This window comes from Aeribacillus sp. FSL K6-8210, from assembly GCF_037963925.1.
GTDB classification, from domain to species: Bacteria; Bacillota; Bacilli; order Bacillales; family Aeribacillaceae; genus Aeribacillus; species Aeribacillus composti.
Genome location: NZ_CP150172.1, coordinates 2569554 through 2584982 on the forward strand (window position 1 = coordinate 2569554; position 15429 = coordinate 2584982).

Consider the following 15429-nt stretch of genomic DNA (forward strand, 5'->3'; position numbering starts at 1 on the left):
TCAATCCCCCTGCTTCAATTCTGTTAAAAAGCTTGTTCCGTAATTTGGCATTTGCACGCCGAAATTTTCTGCAATGGTTGCGCCTACATCTGCAAATGTTTCTCTGATTGGCAGTTCTTTTCCTTTTGTATAGGTTGAATTATAAACTAACAGCGGAACATATTCTCTAGTATGATCTGTACCGTGATGAAGAGGGTCGTTTCCATGGTCTGCTGTGATGATGAGCAGGTCTTCTTCCTTCATTTTTTCGAACACTTCAGGAAGACGAGCATCGAATTCCTCAAGCGCTTGTCCATACCCTTCAGGATCTCTTCTATGGCCGAATTTTGCATCAAAATCGACAAGGTTCAAAAAGGAAAGACCTGTAAAATCCCGGTCGAATGTTTGGATCAATTTGTCCAATCCATCCATATTCGACTTTGTCCGGATTGCATCTGTAATGCCTTCGCCGTCATAAATATCGGAAATTTTCCCAAGGGCAATTACATCAAATCCTCCGTCCTTCAACTCGTTCATAACTGTTCGGCCGAAAGGCTTTAAAGCATAGTCATGCCGGTTGGCAGTCCGTTCAAAATTCCCCGGCTCCCCGACAAACGGACGAGCTATAACGCGCCCAACCATGTACTTTTCATCCAAAGTCAGTTCGCGGGCAATTTGACAAATTTGATATAATTCGTTCAGAGGAATGACTTTTTCATGTGCAGCAATCTGTAAAACAGAGTCTGCCGACGTATAGACAATGATGGCTCCTGTTTTCATATGTTCTTTTCCAAGCTCTTCTATAATTGCCGTACCGCTTGCCGGCTTATTGCCAAGCACTTTTCGCCCGGTTCTTTTTTCAAGCTCCTCTATCAGTTCTTCTGGGAAGCCGTCTGGAAATACTTGAAAAGGAGAATCGATTTTTAACCCCATCAGCTCCCAATGACCAGTCATCGTATCTTTTCCTGCTGAAGCTTCTTTCATTTTTGTATAGAAGGCGAGCGGCTTGTCTGTCTTTGGAACACCTTTTATTTCACGTATATTCCCCAATCCGAGCTTCGCTAAATTCGGCAAATGCAAACCGCCGAGATGTTCAGCGATATGGCCAAGCGTGTCAGCACCTTTGTCGTTATAAAGCTCTGCATCCGGTGCTTCGCCGATTCCAACTGAATCCATTACAATTAAAAAGACGCGTTTATATGTATGCTGCATGTTAAATTCCTCCTGCCATTTGAAAGCGGTGATGATTATATTTTTTCCTAATGCTTGCCGAAACAGACGAGCAACTTGATTTTTAGCATGACGATGGCATTAAGCACGGGGGTGGTACATTTTATATACATCTTTTAAACGTGTTTTTGTTACATGAGTATAAATTTGCGTGGTTGAAATATCAGCATGACCTAGCATTTCTTGCACCGCTCTTAGATCAGCGCCGTTTTCAAGCAGATGGGTGGCAAAGGAATGTCGCAATGTATGAGGAGTCAATTCTTTTTGTATTCCTGCTTTAACCGCAATCGATTTTAAATTTTTCCAAAATCCTTGGCGGGAAATTCTTTTTCCATGATGGTTTAAAAATAAGGCATCCGTTTTATGCTTCTGTCTTACAAGCTTTGGCCGGCCCTTTTCCAAATATTCCTCCAGCGCTTTTGTTGCTTTTTCTCCAATCGGAACGAGCCGTTCTTTTTTCCCTTTTCCGTAGCAGCGGATAAATCCCATAATCAAATGGACGTCTGAAAGATTCAAATGAACCATTTCACTCACCCGAATACCTGTCGCATATAAAAGTTCAAGCATTGCTTTATCTCTATATCCAATCGGTGAGGTCAGCTCAGGCGTTTCAAGAAGCCGCTCCACTTCCTCAAGAGACAGCACTTTCGGAAGCTTCCGTTCAATCTGCGGTGTTTCAATATGGACGGACGGGTCTTCATCCGCAGCTTTTTCCCTTAACAAAAATTGATGGAAAGCGCGGATTGAGGCGATATGCCGGGCGATTGTCTTGCTGGATTTCCCTTGATCTTTCAAAAAATGCAAATATTGCAAAATATGATAGCGTTGAATATTTTGCACTTCTTGAATATTCAGTTTTTCGTTCAAAAATTGCTTGTACGATTTCAAGTCTCGCTCATATGAAACGATCGTATTGTTCGCAAGTCCTCTCTCAACGGTCAAATAATGAATAAAATCTTGGATATGATCGTTCAATCTTCTCTACTCCCCGTTTAAATAAAAGAATATTAAGCGATTCAGCCAATTATCGTTCTGTTCTTCCACAACGCTTGTCACCTTTACGGCAGATCCTTCAGGCTCGTCATAGCGATGGTAATCTTGATATTCCAAGTTAACCCATATAATAGCATAGTAGAACAAAATCGTAAATCCTGTAAACAAGATAAAAATTTTAAGCATATTCTTTACGGTTTTCGTCCATTTTTCCATGTTCGTCCTCCACAAGGCCATATTTTCTTATATTTAAAGATATGACCGTCTGGACAATCTTTATACGTATATAATATAAAAAAACCTTTCCCCTCGCGGAAAAGGCTTTATTCTTTCTTGTTATCTTCTTTTTCTTTTTCCTGACAGCGGTGGCATATGCCGTGAAAAGTTAGACGATGATCTTTAATTTTAAACTTCCAATCTCGTTCGACAATTTTTTCAACATCTTCTAATAAATCTTCCTGAATCTCATCAACGGAACCGCATTCCATACATACGAGATGATGGTGAAAATGAGCGGCTCCTTCCCTGCGCAAATCATATCTGGAAACCCCGTCTCCAAAGTTTATTTTATCAACAATTTTCAGCTCAGTTAACAATTCTAGCGTTCTGTACACTGTTGCGAGCCCGATCTCAGGCGATTTTTCCTTAACGAGGAGGTAAACATCTTCGGCACTTAAATGATCCTCTTCATGTTCAAGCAAAACACGAACGGTTGCTTCCCTTTGCGGGGTTAATTTATAGCTTGAAGAATGCAACTGCTTTTTTATACGCTCTATGCGGTTTTCCATGACACTTTCCCTCCCTCGCCGCATTCCTCATATATTATAACAAAATAAAAGAAAGTGTCCAACTGAAATAATTTTAAATTAAAAAATAAAATTTATATTAAATAATAATTATTATTTATAAATAAAATCGATCGTCCCTCTCATCAGGATCGGGGAAACATATGCTTCTAACATTGCAGCGAGCAATATAACGGCGATCAAGCAAGAAAATGTGACTGCATAGCCTGCAAACATTCTAAACGGCTGATCGTGGAACTTTTTTACAAAAAGCTGTCTAATGAGCTTGAAGGAAAAAGAAATTGCCGATGCGCTCATAATAAGAAACACAGGTATCAGCAGCAAATTTTGCGGCAAAACGGAAACGAATGACAGCAAAAATCCGCCCCATTTCATTTGATTTACTAAAAATCCGACTGTAAATCCAACGACCATTCCTTTTAAAAATAACATGATAAAAATAATCGGCAGACCAATGATCGAAATGCCTAGAAGCCACATAAGCCCTACATATTTTGTATTGTGGAAAAAACTTTGCTTGAACATTTCAAACGAGCTGGCAAGTTTTCCGTCCGATACTTGTCCAAAAAACAGGTTTAAATAATAATACAGATCTTCTTTTTGCGTAATGCTCATGCTGTTTACGATGATTGCGCCAAAAATTACTCCCATTATGAACAATATAAGCACAAATAAATAGACGGTTGATTGATCTTTCAATTGTTTTAGTAAAAAACGCTGAATATTCTGCATATCCTATCCTCTCCTGTCTTTCTTTACTAGATTGTATGAGAGAACGGATGGTACATATTCGTATTTTTACTAGAAAAAAAGAAAAGGCGCGAAAATTTACGCACCTTCCACTTTTCCGTATTTTCCTCCTCCCCCTGATTGCACATAAAGGGTGCCTTCTCTTGCCGAGATGATGGAAGCGGCGATTTTTTCCGGAACCACTTCGACAAGATCGGCGTACGGAACTTTGTGTAAAATATTCATTTCCGTTCCAAAATAATGCTTTAATTTTTTTAATGTTTTAGGGCCAATGCCAGGCAGAAAAGCTAGCGGGACTTGATGAATATAAGGGGGCCTTTTCGGCGCATGATTTGTTTTATCCCCCAGTTCTTCAACCCGCTGTTTTACACCTTTTGTAATTTTTACTCCTCCGCATATTTGACAGCATCCCTCATCTGTCAAGCCTACTGTTTTTTGGCACGCTTCACAAAACGTTTCGTAATACTTTCCAAGTTTCGGGTTTAATCCGTAATTCGCCTCAATTTTTCTGTCGTTTTCTTTTTTGATCGCCATCACCAATTCCTGAAACGTCGGCGCTTTTAACAACAACTTCTGATATTCCCGCCCGATTTTTGGCAATGAATGGGCGTCTGAGTTCGTTAAAAATGGATAGGAAGCTAGTTCACGAATACGGCTTGCCATGTTAGTATCGCTGCTCAAACCGAGCTCGACCGCATCGATGAGTGTTTGATCAAAAACTTCTGTCAAGCTTCGCTGAACCCCTTTTCCGTACAAGCTTTTAAAAGGAGTAAAAATATGCGCCGGAATGAACAATCCGCCCAAGCTCTTCACTTTATGCTGAAGTCTTTTCCCTTCAACATATACCCGTTGAGAGCTTAAATGAATATTTTTTAAATGGGAGCTGAGCCAATGGGAAAATTCCTTCATCTTTTCTAAAGTCGGCATAAAGCATAGAACATGAATCGGCCCATTGCAATGTTCATCAAATATTTCAAGCTCCGTACCTAAAATAAGTGTCGAATTTTGATAGCGGACTCCCCCTTCCATTAATTCCTCATACTTTCCCCTTCTGATGCCATCTTCAATTTCCTTGATTACTTCGGGGACATGGCAATCAATGATGCCAATTATATCCATACCTTTGCTCTCAGCTGCTTCTATAAAAATATTTTCAAGCGTCAGTGACTTGGCCCCCGTAATCTTTACCGGTTTTCCTGTATTTGTTCTGCCGATATGAATGTGCAAATCTGCGAAAAAAGCGTTCATATCTCCTCACTCAATTGTTTTAATGTTAAATATTGAACTGCATAAGCAGTTTTTGCATCGTAAATTTCTTTTTCTTCTATTAATTTTCTCGCTTCCTCAAGGGTTACTTCCAGCACCTCGACAAACTCGTCTTCATCCAAACTCGCTTTATTTTCCAGCTTTATCAATCCTTCAGCTAAATAAAGATGAACGAGTTCATCAGCAAAGCCCGGTGAAGTATAAAACGAAATGACATGTTTTAATGATTCACATCCATAGCCCGTTTCTTCTTCCAACTCTCTTCTTGCTGTGATTTCAGGTGACTCCCCTTTTTCAAGCTTGCCGGCAGGAATTTCCACAAGCTGGCGTTCTAAAGCTTTGCGATATTGTCTCACCATGACAATTTTCCCTTCATTTGTAATAGGGATCACGGCAACTGCACCCGGATGCTTCACGACTTCACGTTTCGCATTTTCCCCGTTTGGGAGACGGACATCTTCCACATATACATCAATAATCTTCCCTGAAAAAATTTTTTCCTTCGCAATCGTTTCCTCGTTTAAACGGTTCATATATTCAACTCCTGTTCTATTATCCAATCATTCTTCATACATTCTACCATAATTAAAAAGGAGGCGGAGCGATTGCTCATGTATCGGAATTATAACCGGGTCGTGATGATCGGAAAGCCGAAGGAAATTTCTTACAGCTTAAAGGAAGCCGCAAAACGATATAAAACAGTCTATGAATGGCTTCATCATGAATATGAAACATTTGCTTTTTCAAAAAGTTTATACTACTTTCAAATTAGAAGAGAAAAAGAGAGGTGATCTTTTTGAAAAAGCGCAGATTAGGAACATCCGAGCTGTATGTGAGCGAAATCGGTCTTGGATGCATGTCGCTTGGCCGCGACGAAAAGCATGCGCGTTCGCTGATTGACCAAGCTCTTGAATTGGGGATTAATTTTTTTGATACAGCAGATCTTTATGATCAAGGCCTGAATGAAGAATTTGTCGGAAGGGCTCTTAAATCGCGTCGAAACGATATCATTTTAGCAACAAAAGTAGGAAACCGGTTTGAAGTTGGCAAAGACGGATGGTGGTGGGATCCATCCAAGAAATACATAAAGGAAGAAGTGAAAGAAAGCCTCAGACGGCTGGGTACAGATTATATCGACTTATATCAGCTTCACGGAGGAACAATCGACGACCCGATCGATGAAACGATTGAAGCGTTCGAAGAGTTAAAGCAGGAAGGCGTCATCCGCTACTACGGCATTTCTTCGATTCGGCCGAACGTTATGAAAGAATGGTTGAAACGCTCCAATATCGTTTCAATCATGATGCAATACAGCCTTCTTGACCGGCGCCCAGAAGAATGGTTTCCTTTGATTCAGGAGCATAACGTTTCTGTTATTGCCAGAGGGCCGTTGGCTCAAGGCCTCTTGACAGAGCGCCCGCTCGAAAAAGCCTCTGAGCGCGTCAAGAACAATGGATATTTAGACTACACGTTCGATGAATTAAAAGAAGCTTTGCACAGCATCGATTCAACATGCCCGGATCGCACTCGGACGGAAACAGCCATAAAATATGTTCTTCATCAGCGTGTTGTAGCCTCCTGCATTGCCGGAGCGAGCAAGCAAGAGCAGCTGCTTGAAAATGTCCAAGCAGCGAAAGCAAAAGATCTGCTGGAAGAAGAGTACGAAGCGCTTATAAACGCAACAAAACAGTCTCTTTATACAATCCATCGCGATTAAAACAGGCGGGGACGATCCCCGCTTATTTATTTTCGGATTCACATGACTGTTGAAAATTCAATTTAGCTATCCAGTTGATGTTCCTGCCGAAACGGATGGGATTCGCATGATCATGTTGCAATCTCAATGGCTAAACGATTGTTCATAGCACATAAACCGGATTTACAACTATATGTATCGGTTCATTGAACAGCGCCGTCCATTCCTATCTTGAAAAATTTTGGACTAATATATTTTGAAATCCGTTTAAGCTTGAATATTTTCTAATGAGGGGATCGAAGCAAATTTTGCAGTGCTTTTCCATATAAATGAAGAGGCACACGGTCTTCGCTAATATAATAAAATATCGCTAAACCGTTTTCTAACGAAAGAATAGTCCATGCTATTTCATCCGCAGATAGAGCAGAATCGTTATTCTCTTTCGACTTCAATTTTTCAATCGCCTTGGAAATTTGTTGTACCGCTTCCGTTATCATGTCAGACCATTTTCGGCGTACCGATTCTTCACGCATCGCATAAAGAAAAAATTCCATGTTAAGCATGCTCCACGTTCGATTTTTCTGCCTAACTGACAGGAAATATTCATCCATCGTTTCGATAAAATGTGAAAGCGAATGCTGTCCGTCTATGACTTGAAGAATGTTGTCCACATGCAATTGCATTTGTTGCTCCAAAATAGCTAAAAAGAGCTCTTCTTTGGAACGAAAATGGGCATATACCGCCCCTTTGCTAAATCCGGCATGTTCTGCAATTTTATCAACAGAAGCGCCGTGAAAGCCGAATCGAGCAAAGATTTCAACAGCTGACTCTAAAAGTAATTGCCGCGTTTCTTTTTTTCGCTCCTCTTGGGTTAATCTTCGTCTGACCAATTTGCTATCCTCCCTCTCTCTTGACAATCATACCATATAGCATTAACATACCAGATAGTATATAAATTCTAATCAGTATACAAATTATAATTTCTCATTATGCTGGACGCAACTATCAACAATGTCCTCCTAGATTTATAGATCATGAGTGAAAAAGGAAGAGGGGAAGAATGCGAAAAGAAGAAAGCCTTACAACACAGAAACCAACTTTGCCCCAAATTTTGGCTGAAACTTGTAAAATTGGAATTATTCAATCAAATCTCGTTCCGATGTTGGCTGGATTGACATTGGCATTGTATACGTATCAGATCAGCCTGTTTGAGAAATTGCCGGAAATGTTATTTGCTTTGATTGGATCGATTTTCGTAATGGGTGCAGCTGGAGCTTTTAACAACTTATATGACCGAGATATAGATTCTATCATGGAAAGGACGAAAAACAGACCGACTGTGACAGGAGCAATAAAGCCTAAAACAGTATTATGGCTTGGAATCTGTATGTCTATTTTAGGAATTGCAGCTCTTGCATTAACAACTCCTCTAGCAGCATTCCTAGGGTTTCTAGGTTTGTTTTTTTATGTTGTCCCATATACGATGTGGAGCAAGAGAAGAACAATTTATAATACGGAAATTGGCAGTATTTCTGGAGCAATGCCCCCTCTCATCGGATGGGCTGCTGCTCATCCGGACGTGACACATCCAGCCATTCTTGGTTTGTTTGTGATTTCAATTATTTGGCAAATGCCTCATTTTTATGCTATAGCTATTCGCAAGCACGATGAGTATAAGGCTGCGAAGGTTCCTATGCTCCCAGTTGTCAAAGGTGTTAAAAGAACATATATACAAACGAATATTTATTTAATTATTTTAATTGCAGCAAGCTTTCTTTTTGGGCCTTTAAGCCTTGGTCTTATGCTAGTAGCCCTTCTTTTAAGCGTTCTGTGGCTTATGTTAAGCATTTTCGGCTATAAAAAAATGGATTCAGAGAAATGGGCAAAATCAATGTTTCTTTATTCTCTGTTTCATATGACAATCTTATTTTCAACTGTCATTATCTATTCTCTTGTGGGAATTCTTTTTCATTTATAAAAGAAAGTGTTTCTAAACAAATTCATGGCGGCATAATAAATGTTGGGAATTAAGGGGCTGTCCGATGAGTTCCTAAAATGAAGGATCGGGGAAAAATACTACTGTGAAGGACAAAAATAATCGAATAAAATTTGTAAATGTCCTTCATAGAGGCAATGAAGTCCAACAAGAAGCAATTGTATATGCTGAATGTCCGTCATACAACTTTTGAAGAACCTAATGAAGAAAAGTCCTTCATAAGACTTCTGGAGGATATAAACAAGACAGGAAAAATGGTCTATCCGATAAGTCCCTAAAATGAAGGGGCTCCAAAAAGTCAGTGAACCCTGACTTTTTGGACAGCCTCCTTTCCAGCTTTTTATTTAAAATCTTCCCATTTCAAGTCGCTTTCTGCGAGCAATTCAGCAAAGCTTTTCTGTTTTTCCCGCTTTTGTTCCTCTTTTCTTTTACGCTCCAATTCCAGTTTTTTTAATTTCTCCTTTTCTTCTTCAATTTGTTTTTTCATATCTATAAGCTTTTTCGCTTTTTCTTCGCCGATCTGATCTTTGAGATTCCATGCATCTTTCATGTTTTTTCCCTTCCTTTGACCAATGCATGCTCTTTTTTATCCTAATACATCGTGAATATTCTGCATGTTTTTTTCCATCCATGCAATTGCTTCATCGATCGTGGCAAACTCTTCCGCTTCAAACGTCATTTCATCTTGAATCAGCCACACATCCTTTTTTTCATATCCCATTCCTCCTACAGACCAATGCAGAAGGGTGTACGGATGATTGTCATGGAGAAAGGACACCCATGTTTTATTTAAAGCAATGTTCTTTAAAGAAGCTAGACGTTCCTTCAATTTTGTTCCCTCATTTCACAATGCAGCTCATTCTTGGATTGTAAATTTGCATTGGACTTTTGAGCATGAATATTTGTTTTTGCCCGTGATAATCGATTTGCAATTCATCATCTAAAAAAACAAGCTTTGATCGCTCCACGTACACCGGGACAAAATTTGTATCAATTTTCATATCATCCTCATCAAGATCTTTCACAAGCCAAAGAACAGTAACACCGCTCATGACACAGCCGCAGCCATCTGTATCATATTTCAGCTTTATATAGCGGTTTTCGTTCATTTCCAATATCTCTTTAAGCTTTGCTTTCGCTGCGTTTGTAAACGAAATGTTCATAGGCTAAAATCATCCTTTTTTAATTTTGCCTCCATTCTATCATATTTTAGCTCTCTCCGCTTATTGAAGCAGAATGAACATAACCGATTAACGTTTTTTAAACATTTATAGAGAAATATGGACAAACTATTAGCCGGGTTAGTTGAATAAAGCTGTTGTTTTTATTTGTGAGAAATCAGCGTTATTTTCACAAGCAAATGATGACACGTCTATTTTCTTCCAATCAATATCATTGCATTCCCTAATACTTTTTTGTTCAATAAAAGCTTTGGCAGTTTCATTACTTTAGCGAGTTTGTAGCTTTTCAATTCAGATACACCATGTTTCTTTAAGGAATTTAAGAGTTCTTTTTCATCCCCAAATATTTTTTCATCCATAAACAAATCTAAAAAGACAAATCCACCACCAGGTTTTAACACTCTTAATGCCTCTTTCATTACTTCTGTTTTATTTCTTTCATCTTTAACTTCATGAAATGTTAGACAACTTACAATTATATCGAATTCATCATTTTTAAAAGGCAGTTTTGTGGCACTTGCTTTCAGAAAATTTATTCGATCAGAAACCCCTTCAATTTCAGCGTTTCGTTGGCATTGATCTTTCGAATATTCCCAATCGTCGCCCCAATAATCAATTCCAGTTAATAGGGACTCAGGAAAAGCCTTTGCAAGTTTTATAATCAGTGAACCGCTGCCTTCCTATATCCAGTATTTTTCCTTGCCCATCCCAATTCACCTTGGCAACAATTAAGTCATGTATTTTTGACTGATAATTTCCCCCAAATGCTGCGAATTGGTAATAAGAATAAGAAAGGATAAATGTAATATAAATTAATGGTAACGCTATAATACCTGACAAAACTCGCAGATATAAATTAATAGGTAAGAATGTCAACAAAATGAATAAAAGTGAAAAAAGCAAAAAAATTAGTAGTTTATTCATTCGAATCCAAGTTTGATACCTAGCATTTGTTTTCAAGTTATCAGCCATCCTTAAATCATTAAACTGATTACCGTAGCAATTCGGTCATTGAATTGCTACGGCTCGTGTAGTTGACTAGCGAAAAGATACAGCATAAATTAAACTAATATTCATTTAATTTGGTGCTGTACCCTTTCCTTTCGTTTAAGTAAATTGTTTCACAATATCATGGTTTTATCAATCTTTATTATAATTTGCTTTAAATGATCGAACCTTTTTTAACTCTACATTCGGATGGAAAATTTCAAACTAATTTGCATTTTAAGCCATTTTGACTATTCAGGTTGTAAAATATATAGTGGAAATAGGTGTTGTTTAAGAACTTGTCTGAGCGGTTCTGTGAGGAGTTTTAACGACGAATGGGTTTGAGGAACTTCTCTGAACGATTTTTATTTTAGGAGGAAATAACATGGAAGTTTTTGCAAAATATTTAGCAGGTATCGATAACCCCGACCACCGCGACCGAACAGAGGAAATTTTGGCGTGGGTTGCTAATAAATTTCCAAATTTGAAACCGCAAATCAAGTGGAATACGCCAATGTTTACCGATCACGGCACATTTATCATCGGCTTTTCCACAGCGAAGCATCATTTGAGCGTTTCACCTGAAGAAAAGACAATGATGCATTTTGCCGATGAAATCGCCCAAGCTGGCTACAGCGCTACCAAAGGCTTGTTTCGAATTCCGTGGAATGAGCCGGTAAATTACGAGTTGCTGGAGAAAATGATTGAATTTAATATTCAGGATAAAGCAGACTGTTCAACTTTTTGGCGGAAATAGAATAGGATAGCCCTTAGAAAGCCTGTGAGGGCTTCTGAGAGGCTTTAAGAAGTTGATAGCTACAAAAACGCTTTTTCTTCATGCCCCAACACTCTTGTTGTGGACGCCCTGACACAGCTAATGTCAAAGTTTGGGGTGCGTCCTTTTTTAATAAGTGTAAATTATTACAGGAGCTAAGAAAATAATTCTCTTACTTATTCCAGAAAATGACCCTATAGTGGCAGAGTGAAACTTAATTGTTTTTTGTTAACCGTGAATGTCACTTATTCACTAACGGGTGCTTTTTTAGTGAAAGAAAAATTAATTGATTTTAAGATTGAGATCATGTTTTAGTTATTCCATTATAGGACGCCGATGGTAGAGTAGCAAAAAGCCCAATTTCTCAAATTTTTAGAAATTTATAATGCTCCCATAAGGTGAGACACATGAGCGTGATAAATAAGTTATAATGATACCATGAAAAAAAGAAACCGATATACCGCAGAATTTAAAGCTAAGGTGGTTCTTGAGGTGTTGCGTGAAGAGCAAACCGTCAATGAAATAGCCGCCAAATATGAATTAAGCCCAGTCATGGTCAGTCGTTGGAAAGCAGAATTTCTAGAACGATCCTCGATGGTCTTTGAAAAAGGCTCAAGCGAAGTGGATAAAATCCGTAAAGAATATGAGGCCAAACAAGAAAATTTAGAGAAATTGGTAGGTCAGTTAACGGTTGAAGTTGACTGGCTGAAAAAAAAATCTGGGCTCAAATAAGTCTGTTGACGAACGAAAGGCTATGGTCGAATTCAATCACCCATCGATCAGCATCAAGCGTCAGGCACAGTTATTAGGTATTCATCGTACTAGCGTGTATCGCCAATCAAAGGGGCAAACAGAAAGCTCAGAAAACATCATGCTCATGCACGAAATGGATATGCTTTATACAGTTCATCCCTACTTTGGCTACAGGCGCATGACTGCGAAACTTCGTGAGAAAGGATTTGATGTGAATCGTAAACGCGTACGCCGTCTCATGCGCCTTATGGGTATACAAGCTATTTACCCAAAACCCAACCTTAGTAAGAGGCTACATGCCAAGTACTGCCGACCTTACCTGCTCCGTGGATTGGAGATCACCCATCCGAACCATGTGTGGGGAGTGGATATCACCTACCTTCGTATGGGACGGGGCTTTATGTATCTGTTTACCATCATCGACTGGTTCAGCCGCAAAGTGATCGATTACGAGTTATCTAGTACGCTGGAGAAAGGATTTGTCATCAACTGTCTTAAACGGGCATTGCGTCATGGTAAGCCGGCCATCATCAATAGTGACCAGGGCAGCCATTTTACAAACGCTGACTATCTCGGGCTGTTGAAAGAGTATGGCATCCAGGTATCAATGGATGGCAAAGGACGAGCAACAGACAATAGTCGTACGGAACGATTCTTTAGAGCTTTAAAGTATGAATGTATCTATCTCAATGAATTCGAGAATCCTAAAGAGTTGCGAAAAGGCATTCGACTCTATGTTACGTTCTATAATACAGACCGACCTCACCAATCTTTGGACTATTTGACGCCAGCAACAGTGTACAAGCAACCTAAGATGGTTCAAGCATCCTAACCATCGAACGTGATGAGAGGCTTTATATGGAGAGACGGGCATGATAGGCTGTTTTAGCCATGCGATGTTATCTGTCCATCGCTCCAGCGCAAAAAATCGTGCCCGTAGAGGCTCCATGTCAAGCCTTTATCGCACACGTACCACATTCATAGCGAAAGGAGAGAATGGATAACTTAAATATTATCAATTTGTGTCTTGACAAAGGGGTGCATTACAATTGGGCTGTTAATTATCGTCATTTTCTAAGCGTTGTAAATCTGCATTTTCCTGACCTTACGCTACCCCTATTAAGTTTGTATTTCTAATGCTGTTTTCTTAGTATTGCTCAATTTCAATAATATCTCCTAATTTTAAAACATGTTTTTTAGTCAAGTAATCAACAATTCGTAATTCTCTTTTTAGCTGATCGATATAATGAATATTGCCGACAAGCTTCTTTATTTCACCTTTTTGATAATAGGTGAATTGTAGAGTAATGTTCTCTTCCATAGCCTCACAGATAACTTCATTAAATTCTTCATATTTTTGTTCATCTAAAACCGGTTTTTCGACTTTATCTAAACTTTCATTGTATTTCCTTAGTAATTTCACATGCTCGGGCAGCATCATAGCTGTCCATTTTATGCTTCCACGATCCTGAATCATTGTTTATCCCATCCTTTGCTTTCTTTTCTTCATATTCGTTACGCATAATGCCCGCCGATCAGCTTGTTGCGGTGAAGACTCGTTCCTGCCTTCGTATACGAAACAGCGCGCAGCAGTGCATTGGAGCCGTGCTTGTTCCGAATCGCATCCATTACATATCCTAAACGATGCTCTTTTATGCGGTTCGGCCTAAACAAATCAAGCTGCATGCCGCTGTCTTTTTCCACGTTGGAAAGAGAGATGGAAATTTTTCTGACTGTCTTCCCCTCATAAAAACGATCAAACAGCAAAAGGCAGGCTCGATAAAGATCCATCGTAATATTTGTTGAGACATCCATCGTTTTTGAACGGTAAAATCCTCCCCCGCCTTCCTTTTGGCTGTAGCCGATTCCAAGGCTGATTGTTCTCCCCGCCATCCGGTGTTCCCTCGCTCTTTTTGCCACTTCCTCGCACATTTCTAAGATGACGCATTTCACCTCTTCGGGGTCCGGATAGTCGCGAAGCAATATTTGATTTTTTCCAAAACTGATTTGCCCCAGCATAATCGGAGAGCCTATGTCGGAAAGATCTATTCCCCATGCGTGGTAATAAAGCTGATTCCCCATGACGCCGAACTTCTTTTCAAGGAGCTCTAACGGATAATTTGCGAGCTGACCGACTGTAAAAATTCCCATTCGATTTAACGTTTTTTCAAGTCTTGCCCCAATCCCCCACATCTTACGCAACGGCTTGATGCTCCACAGCTTCGTTTTGACATCATCATACGTCCATTCCGCTATACCTTTCTTTTTCGCCTCCAAATCTAGACAAAGCTTCGCCATCAATATGTTTGGACCGATCCCAACCGCGCATGGGAGAGAAAATTCATTTCGTAAATCTTCCACAATTTTTTCGGCCAGACTATGCGCATCCCCCCAAAGTCTTTCTGTTCCATCCGCAGTAATAAAACATTCATCTACGCTGTAAACATGGATGTTTTCTTTCGGAACATAGCGGTTCAGCAGCCGAGTAATTTCAGCAGAAATCCGTAAATACGTCGCCATTTTCGGAGTGATGAGGCGGATGCGGGGGTCGTTTGGAATTTGAAATAAGCGGGATCCGGTTTGAATTCCGAAATCTTCCTTCAGTTTTGGTGAAGCGGCCAATACAATGCTTCCTGTCCGCTCTTTGTCCCCAACGATAGCAATGTGGGCTGTTAAAGGATCAAGCCCAAGTATGACCGCCGCACAGCTCGCATAAAAGCTTTTCATATCGATGCATAATATATGCCGGTTTGGAAACGATTCATAATTCATTCCATCATCCCCTCATGAGAATGTATGTTCGGTTTTATTTTATTTTTATTGTATGGGAATATACGTTCGATTTCAATGGGAATTTGCGCCATTTTTCGCGGTACAAAAGAAGCATAACAACGAAGTACGGCATCGAAAAACAGATATTAAGCTTGGAAAGCTTATTCAAAATACAGCCGCGTTTTTTAGAAGATTTAAGTTGGAGACAAATCGGTGAAAGAGCTGAATTTTTTGTCAAAATAAAA

18 protein-coding genes and 1 pseudogene are annotated in these 15429 nt (G+C 39.5%); 5 read left to right on the forward strand and 14 right to left on the reverse strand.

Features of this window, described 5'->3' with window-relative positions; translation table 11 throughout:
- The 7 genes from deoB to NSQ41_RS12395 all read right to left on the reverse strand — a co-directional run bounded on the left by deoB (position 1) and on the right by NSQ41_RS12395 (position 5557).
- The gene (deoB, locus tag NSQ41_RS12365) at positions 1-1191 is read right to left on the reverse strand and encodes a phosphopentomutase (RefSeq protein ID WP_311066295.1); all 1191 of its coding nucleotides are present in this window, start codon (positions 1189-1191) and stop codon (positions 1-3) included.
- 99 nt (positions 1192-1290) lie between these two features.
- Positions 1291-2184: a site-specific tyrosine recombinase XerD gene (xerD, locus tag NSQ41_RS12370; protein ID WP_063388336.1), complete on the reverse strand. Its 894-nt coding sequence runs from the start codon at positions 2182-2184 to the stop codon at positions 1291-1293.
- 6 nt (positions 2185-2190) lie between these two features.
- Positions 2191-2418: a YqzK family protein gene (locus tag NSQ41_RS12375; RefSeq protein ID WP_063388337.1), complete on the reverse strand. Its 228-nt coding sequence runs from the start codon at positions 2416-2418 to the stop codon at positions 2191-2193.
- Between the two features lie 107 nt (positions 2419-2525).
- Positions 2526-2990 (reverse strand): Fur family transcriptional regulator, encoded by a 465-nt coding sequence (locus tag NSQ41_RS12380; RefSeq protein WP_063388338.1) that lies wholly within the window; start codon positions 2988-2990, stop codon positions 2526-2528.
- A 111-nt stretch (positions 2991-3101) separates the two neighbouring features.
- Complete coding sequence (spoIIM, locus tag NSQ41_RS12385) at positions 3102-3740, reverse strand: stage II sporulation protein M (RefSeq protein ID WP_066247667.1); 639 nt, start codon at positions 3738-3740, stop codon at positions 3102-3104.
- 96 nt (positions 3741-3836) lie between these two features.
- Complete coding sequence (locus NSQ41_RS12390) at positions 3837-5006, reverse strand: TIGR00375 family protein (protein ID WP_339210029.1); 1170 nt, start codon at positions 5004-5006, stop codon at positions 3837-3839.
- Entirely contained in the window at positions 5003-5557 is a 555-nt protein-coding gene (locus NSQ41_RS12395) for an NUDIX hydrolase (protein ID WP_063388341.1), read from the reverse strand. The genes NSQ41_RS12390 and NSQ41_RS12395 overlap by 4 nt, the downstream gene beginning before the upstream one ends.
- 78 nt (positions 5558-5635) lie before the next feature.
- Here NSQ41_RS12395 and mciZ point away from each other — a divergent pair, with 78 nt between their 5' ends.
- Positions 5636-5815, forward strand: coding sequence for a Z-ring formation inhibitor MciZ (mciZ, locus tag NSQ41_RS12400; RefSeq protein ID WP_161939821.1), 180 nt, complete (start codon positions 5636-5638; stop codon positions 5813-5815).
- A gap of 5 nt (positions 5816-5820) precedes the next feature.
- Positions 5821-6741: an aldo/keto reductase gene (locus tag NSQ41_RS12405; RefSeq protein WP_339210030.1), complete on the forward strand. Its 921-nt coding sequence runs from the start codon at positions 5821-5823 to the stop codon at positions 6739-6741.
- Positions 6742-7004: 263 nt separating this feature from the next.
- Here the strand turns inward: NSQ41_RS12405 and NSQ41_RS12410 are convergent, their stop codons facing one another.
- Complete coding sequence (locus tag NSQ41_RS12410) at positions 7005-7610, reverse strand: TetR/AcrR family transcriptional regulator (RefSeq protein WP_066247661.1); 606 nt, start codon at positions 7608-7610, stop codon at positions 7005-7007.
- A 170-nt stretch (positions 7611-7780) separates the two neighbouring features.
- On the opposite strand from NSQ41_RS12410, the gene cyoE reads away from it, so the two are divergent.
- Positions 7781-8698, forward strand: a complete 918-nt coding sequence (gene cyoE, locus NSQ41_RS12415; protein ID WP_339210031.1) for a heme o synthase — start codon at positions 7781-7783, stop codon at positions 8696-8698.
- 358 nt (positions 8699-9056) lie between these two features.
- On the opposite strand, the gene NSQ41_RS12420 is transcribed toward cyoE, so the two are convergent.
- The 4 genes and pseudogenes from NSQ41_RS12420 to NSQ41_RS12435 all read right to left on the reverse strand — a co-directional run bounded on the left by NSQ41_RS12420 (position 9057) and on the right by NSQ41_RS12435 (position 10869).
- Positions 9057-9266: a DUF3886 domain-containing protein gene (locus NSQ41_RS12420; RefSeq protein WP_130157802.1), complete on the reverse strand. Its 210-nt coding sequence runs from the start codon at positions 9264-9266 to the stop codon at positions 9057-9059.
- 36 nt (positions 9267-9302) lie between these two features.
- Complete coding sequence (locus NSQ41_RS12425; protein WP_063388346.1) at positions 9303-9545, reverse strand: DUF2552 family protein; 243 nt, start codon at positions 9543-9545, stop codon at positions 9303-9305.
- A 10-nt stretch (positions 9546-9555) separates the two neighbouring features.
- The gene (locus NSQ41_RS12430) at positions 9556-9879 is read right to left on the reverse strand and encodes an iron-sulfur cluster biosynthesis family protein (protein ID WP_066247658.1); all 324 of its coding nucleotides are present in this window, start codon (positions 9877-9879) and stop codon (positions 9556-9558) included.
- A 209-nt stretch (positions 9880-10088) separates the two neighbouring features.
- A pseudogene (locus tag NSQ41_RS12435) lies at positions 10089-10869 on the reverse strand (class I SAM-dependent methyltransferase).
- Positions 10870-11269: 400 nt separating this feature from the next.
- Between NSQ41_RS12435 and NSQ41_RS12440 the strand changes: the two are divergent.
- Together NSQ41_RS12440 and NSQ41_RS12445 are read left to right on the forward strand one after the other, a co-directional pair.
- Entirely contained in the window at positions 11270-11641 is a 372-nt protein-coding gene (locus NSQ41_RS12440; protein ID WP_130157796.1) for an iron chaperone, read from the forward strand.
- 456 nt (positions 11642-12097) lie between these two features.
- Positions 12098-13244, forward strand: a protein-coding gene (locus NSQ41_RS12445) for an IS3 family transposase (RefSeq protein WP_339210033.1) whose coding sequence is annotated in 2 segments (ribosomal slippage) — positions 12098-12367 and positions 12369-13244 — 1146 coding nt in all. Because the reading frame shifts where the segments join, the coding sequence is not laid out codon by codon here.
- Positions 13245-13559: 315 nt separating this feature from the next.
- Here the strand turns inward: NSQ41_RS12445 and NSQ41_RS12450 are convergent.
- Both NSQ41_RS12450 and NSQ41_RS12455 read right to left on the reverse strand, forming a co-directional pair.
- Complete coding sequence (locus tag NSQ41_RS12450; RefSeq protein WP_066247653.1) at positions 13560-13889, reverse strand: YolD-like family protein; 330 nt, start codon at positions 13887-13889, stop codon at positions 13560-13562.
- Between the two features lie 38 nt (positions 13890-13927).
- On the reverse strand, positions 13928-15184 hold the full coding sequence (locus NSQ41_RS12455) for a UV damage repair protein UvrX (RefSeq protein ID WP_063388352.1): 1257 nt from the start codon (positions 15182-15184) through the stop codon (positions 13928-13930).
- Positions 15185-15429 lie beyond the last annotated feature (245 nt).